General features: G+C 70.5%; 3 protein-coding genes. 1 reads left to right on the forward strand and 2 read right to left on the reverse strand.

All coding sequences use genetic code 11. The annotated features are described in order from the left end of the window. Window positions 1-558: 558 nt before the first annotated feature. Together ACWD1U_RS37170 and ACWD1U_RS37175 are read right to left on the reverse strand one after the other, a co-directional pair. A complete protein-coding gene (locus ACWD1U_RS37170; protein WP_451113779.1) occupies window positions 559-1,038 on the reverse strand; it encodes a hypothetical protein in 480 nt (159 codons plus the stop codon). Continuing rightward, the gene (locus ACWD1U_RS37175; RefSeq protein WP_451113780.1) at window positions 1,035-1,385 is read right to left on the reverse strand and encodes a hypothetical protein; all 351 of its coding nucleotides are present in this window, start codon (window positions 1,383-1,385) and stop codon (window positions 1,035-1,037) included. Before ACWD1U_RS37175 ends, ACWD1U_RS37170 begins: the two co-directional genes overlap by 4 nt. Before the next feature lie 70 nt (window positions 1,386-1,455). Here ACWD1U_RS37175 and ACWD1U_RS37180 point away from each other — a divergent pair, with 70 nt between their 5' ends. After that, window positions 1,456-4,500, forward strand: a complete 3,045-nt coding sequence (locus ACWD1U_RS37180) for a CHAT domain-containing protein (RefSeq protein ID WP_451113781.1) — start codon at window positions 1,456-1,458, stop codon at window positions 4,498-4,500. Window positions 4,501-5,140: the final 640 nt, after the last annotated feature.

Raw genomic sequence — 5,140 nt, forward strand, 5'->3', positions numbered from 1 at the left:
GTGCACCGGGAGGCGATGTGCAAGGCGGTGATCTCGTGGGCGAGGGCGTCGTCGGCGGCCCGGCGGGCGGCGCGGGCCTGCTCGCCGGCCATCCAAGCGTAGAAGGAGGAGCGGGCCACTTTCAGCAGCCGGCACAACAGAGCGACTGGGTGGGTGTGTGGACGATCACGTAATTCCCCGGGGCCGCGGTCACGTAATTCCCCAGGGTCCCGTCCTATTATGCGAGCTCGCGTCCGGGTCCTCACGGGTTCGCTCCTTCCTCAGGGCTGGATCCGGTGGACGAGCAGATGCCGTTCGCCGGCGTCGAGACCAGCCGGCGCCTCGCCCACAGCGGCTGGGGCACGCGTACGGGATGGAGGCGGCTTGGGCGGTGCTGGACCTCGCCGACCAGCAGCCCGCCTCTCGTCCACCTCGGCCTGGTAGCCGGGTCAGTTGCAGTCGGCGGTGATCGTCGTGCCGGTGACGGCGGCGAGCTGGATCTCCAGCGGCCTGTCCTGTCCGTCCACGGAGATCCTCAGCAGGAGTGTCCGGGCCGTGCGTCACCGGAGGGTTCACCGGCTACGCGCCGGGTGCCCACCAGGTGAGGGCGGTCCCGATGAACAGGCAGGCCAGCGCCAGCGCGACGGCGCGGCGGGCGAGCGTCAGCCGACGCTCCGCCCGGATCGCGGTGGCGACCTCGAAGTTGTCCACCGAACCGTACTCACGGTGGATATCGGCCAGCGTGATCGCCAACGGCCTCGTCCCGGACTGCGCGGCCAAGGCGTGCCACAGGCCCGTAACGGCGAGGGCGAGCCCGCCGCCGATCAGTACGGTGACCCCTAGCCGCCACAGCGGCGGAAGGTCGGCTGTGGTGGTCCGTCCCTTGATCACGACTGCTGTGCCGATCAGGGTTACAAGGGCCGCCAGGCCGTTGCGCCATGCCTCTGCGCTGGCCCGCACACTCGGCAGCGACTCGCGCACCAGGGCCTGGAACCGGTCGCGCTCCGCCAGATCGGTCTCGGTGGGCGGTCGCGCGGGGAGGCGGGGCACCAGGTTCATCCCGCGACCAATTCGATCCGGAAGCTGGCCCCGCAACCGATCGCCCCCGCCGGGGCGTTCCCGTGCTCGGTGCCGCAGCTGCAGGTCACATCCAACATCACGGCGGCCGGCTGCTCGCCCTCCCCGCCGCGGCTGGGCCCGGACAGGCCAGTGAGTGCAGTGGTCACCTGACGGTCCACCAGGTGGTGCCCACAGCGGGGGCACGGACCAGAGACCACGAAGCAGGGCGCGCCGCCTCCTGCGTACGGGGTGACGGTGAGGTCGCCCGTTTCCAGGAATTCAAAGGCGCGTTCGGTCCACCTGAAGTCGGTAGTGGGCAGGTAGTCGAGAGCGGCTGCTTCGAACATGGCATCACTGTAGTGGGCGGCGGTCTACGCTGGGGCCGCTTCGAAACCATCTGCTGCGGCAAGGGGGGCCATGCCGGTCGATGAGGGCGAGTACAGCGGTTTCTACCGGAGCGGCGTGCGCGCGTTGGGACGGCAACAGTACGCGGAGGCGTTCTACTGGTTCTCCCGCGCGCATGGCGCCGGGCACCCGGAGGCGGCCGACCAGATCTACCGACTGCTCCGCACTGTGGGCGAGCCGGGCGATCCCTTCATCGTCTGGCGTCCGACGACCGAGCCGGTGATGCTCTACGCGGCCGCGGCACGCTCGTACAGCGAGTTCACGGACACAGGCGATGTTGACCTGCTGAACCGGGCGGTCGACTTCAACCGGGAGGCCGTGCGGTCGGCGCCTTTTGATCTTCCCGCCCGTATCCTCATGCTGGCCTCGCTGCGTGACGTGCTGAAAGACCGGTATGACCGCCGGGGACGGACAGAGGACCTCGACGAGGCACTCGGCGCCGCGTACGCGGCGCTGAAGGTCCTGCCGACCGGTCACTGCGCGCGGTTGAGGGCCACTCAGGTCCTGATCGCTTTGGAGCGTGCGCGCTACCAGGCCACCGGAGAGGCGGGCCCGCTCCGCACTGCCGTCGAGGAGATCGGCAGACCGGCCCTGGCACAGCCCGGCGGCACCCCGGAAGACCGGGTGGCGCTGGAGTCGAGCCTCTGCGCGGCACTGGTGTTCCTGGCCCGGCACACCAGCACGGACCTCCTCCTGGACGAGGCCGTCGACCTGGGCCAGGCGGCGGTCGGGCGTACCACCTCCGACGATGCGGTGTCACGGATCAACCTGGGATCGGCACTGGTCACCCGCGGCACACAGCGCAGTTCACTGGACGACCTGAACGCCGCAGTCGAAGTGCTGCTCGCGGCCGTGGAAGCGGACGATACCCAGCACGCCTTGGCAGCGACGATGCTCAGGGCGGCGTTGCAGACGCGGGCCGACATGACCGGACGGGCCGCGGACAGTCGGGACGCCGAGGCGGTCGAGGAGTACCTGCGGGAAGCTCTGCGAGGCGCGCCGACGGGCCACCCGCAGCGGCTGGTGCAGGAGGCGTTCGCCGTTCGCGACGGGGCCGCCGTGGACGCGGCCCGTCGCGCGCTGGACTCCCTGCCGTTGACCCATGTGGAGCGGCCGATCGTCGCGGCGAAGCTGGCCCAGGCGCTGGAGGCCGCCGGTCGATGGAGCGAGGCTGTCGAAGTGGCACGGGAGGCGGCTGCGCTGGCGAGCGGCGGCAGAGCGGTGGTCGACGCGAACCGAATTCTCGGCAAGCTGCTGATGGGCGCCGATCAGCACGGGGTTGTCGCTCACGAGGGCGAGATGCTGGAGGCCTTTACGGCGGCCGCCGCGGTGTGCGCTGAGACGGACTGCGTCTACGCCGAGGTGAAGACCGGCCAGGCCGTGGCGCTGATCAACCGGTTCCTCCGCGACGGGGACGAGTCGGACCGCCGGGCGGCGGTGGCGGCTCTCCGGGCGGCGGCGGAAGCGACGGGCTCCTCCGTCCAGGACCGGCTGTTCGCCGCGCGCTGCTGGGGCGGGGTCGCGATGGAGGTTGACGACCTGGCCGACGCCCTGGCGGCGTCCTGCGCCGCAGTCACGCTGCTGCGGGAGTTCGGCTGGGCGGGCCTGGACCGCGACGACCAGGTGCAGAGCATCCAGGACGGCGCGGCGATGCCGCGCGAGGCGGCGGCCCTGGCGATCAGCACCGGGCAGCCCGAGCTGGCGGTGGAACTGCTCGAACAGGGGCGGTCGGTGCTGTGGGGCTCGACCCTGCACCTGCGCGAGGACCTCGCCGCCCTCGCGGCCCGCGACCGCGATCGCGCCGCTGAACTGGAGCAGATCCGCGCGACGCTCAACAAGGACAACCGACTCGACCAGGAAACACGTCTGCGGCTGGCCCGCCGCTGGCAGCAACTGGTGTGCGAGGTACGGGAGCTGCGCGGGTTTGCCGCATTCCTCGGACCGGCCACATTCGACGCGCTCGCCCCCGCTGCGGAGGAAGGACCGGTCGTCATCGTCAACATCAGCACCATCCGCTGCGACGCGATCCTCCTGTTACCGGGCGGAAGGATCGAGGTCGTGGAACTGCCCGATGTGAACGTGCCGGGCATCGACGCGGTCGCCAACACCTACCTGAGCCACCTGGAGGCCGCCGTGAAGCCGAGCGCCACCTTCCTGATACGCGAGCGTGCCCGGCACACCATGCACAACACGCTGGAGTGGCTCTGGGAACACATCGCCCGGCCGGTCCTCGACCGGCTCGACCGGCTGGCCTGGCAGACCGAGTCGACAACCCCGCCCCGGCTGTGGTGGTGCCCCACGGCGTCCCTCACCGCTCTGCCGCTGCACGCCGCCGGTCGCTACCCGCGCAGCGCCGCCGACCACATCGAACCGGTCGGCCTGCCGTACGCGGCTGTGTCCTCGTACACCACCACACTGTCCGCCCTCGTCGACGCCCGGCGGCGGCCCGCGCCCGCGGATCCCACGCTGCTGGCGGTCGCGCTGACCGACACCGAACGCGGCCATGCCCTGCTGCCCGCAGTGGCGGCGGAACTCCGTGCGCTCGACGAGATCCTCGGCCGTCGCCGGCTGACGGTTCTGGCCGAGGACGCGGCCACTTCGGCGGCCGTACGGCAACAGCTGCCCGCGCACGCCTGGGCGCACTTCGCCTGCCACGGCTGGATCGACATGACGGCACCCGCCGGCTCGGGCCTCTGCCTGCGGGACGGTGACCTCAACCTCCTCGACATCGCGGACCTGCAACTTGACACGGCTGACCTCGCGTTCCTGTCTGCCTGCCACACGCGACTGGGCGCCGCGCATCTCCCGGACGAGGCCGTGCACACCGCCGCCGCACTGCGCATCGCGGGATTCCGGCACGTTGTGGCGGCCCTATGGTCCATCAACGACCAGGCCGCACCCCAGGTGGCCGCCGCCTTCTACCGCCACCTCGCCGGCCCGGACGGCCCGACCTCCGCCGACGCCGCTCGGGCCCTCCACCACGCCGTCGCCGAACTCCGCGCCCAGCACCCCACCGACCCGACCCTCTGGGTCCCCTTCGTCCACGACGGTCCGTAACCGAGACTGCGGGCCGGTCAGGTTGTCGTTCGTCGCGGGCCGGCAGCCTGAGGCCATGAGCGGCCGATCGACCCGCACCAGGGACGGCATCAGCCGGCATCAGCCCGGCACGCGGAACCGCCGGGTATGCCGAGGTGCAACGCGTTGGCCGTCCAGTACGAGGAAGTCACGCTCTCCTTGCCATCCGGTGCGTCCGTCGGCTTCTCGGCTCGCAGGTCGGGGGAGACGACTGCGGCTCCAAGATGGTCAGGAACCTTAACCCCGCTCCGGCATGCCCCATGGGAAACCAGAAGGAGGCCGGATGGATCACTACTCAGTTCTCAAACCACCACAACAGGGAAGTTCTACTGGATTCCCGAGTGGCCGGGGCAACCCTCTCGACCGCCATCCCCATGGGGAATCGTGACCGCGGAGGTGGGGAATTACGCGACGCTCAAGCGGGCGGAACTGGGGAATTGCGTGATCGCTGACAGTGGGTGGTCTTCTCCGCCTCGATGAACGCATACACGTCGTTCATCGATCGCTCTCCTTCGCGAAGAAGACCGCCGCTTTTCGCAGCACCTCGATCGTCTCGGCCTGCTCACGGTTCTGCCGCCGCAGCCGACGCAGTTCCTCCCGCTCCGCGCTTGTGAGCTCGCCC

This window comes from Streptomyces sp. NPDC002788 (genome assembly GCF_053592115.1).

Excerpts from the sequence above, each read along its gene's own strand:
- ACWD1U_RS37170 (WP_451113779.1), bottom strand. The coding sequence starts at position 1,038 with ATGAACCTGGTGCCCCGCCTCCCCGCGCGACCGCCCACCGAGACCGAT.
- ACWD1U_RS37175 (WP_451113780.1), bottom strand. The coding sequence starts at position 1,385 with ATGTTCGAAGCAGCCGCTCTCGACTACCTGCCCACTACCGACTTCAGG.
- ACWD1U_RS37180 (WP_451113781.1), top strand. The coding sequence starts at position 1,456 with ATGCCGGTCGATGAGGGCGAGTACAGCGGTTTCTACCGGAGCGGCGTG.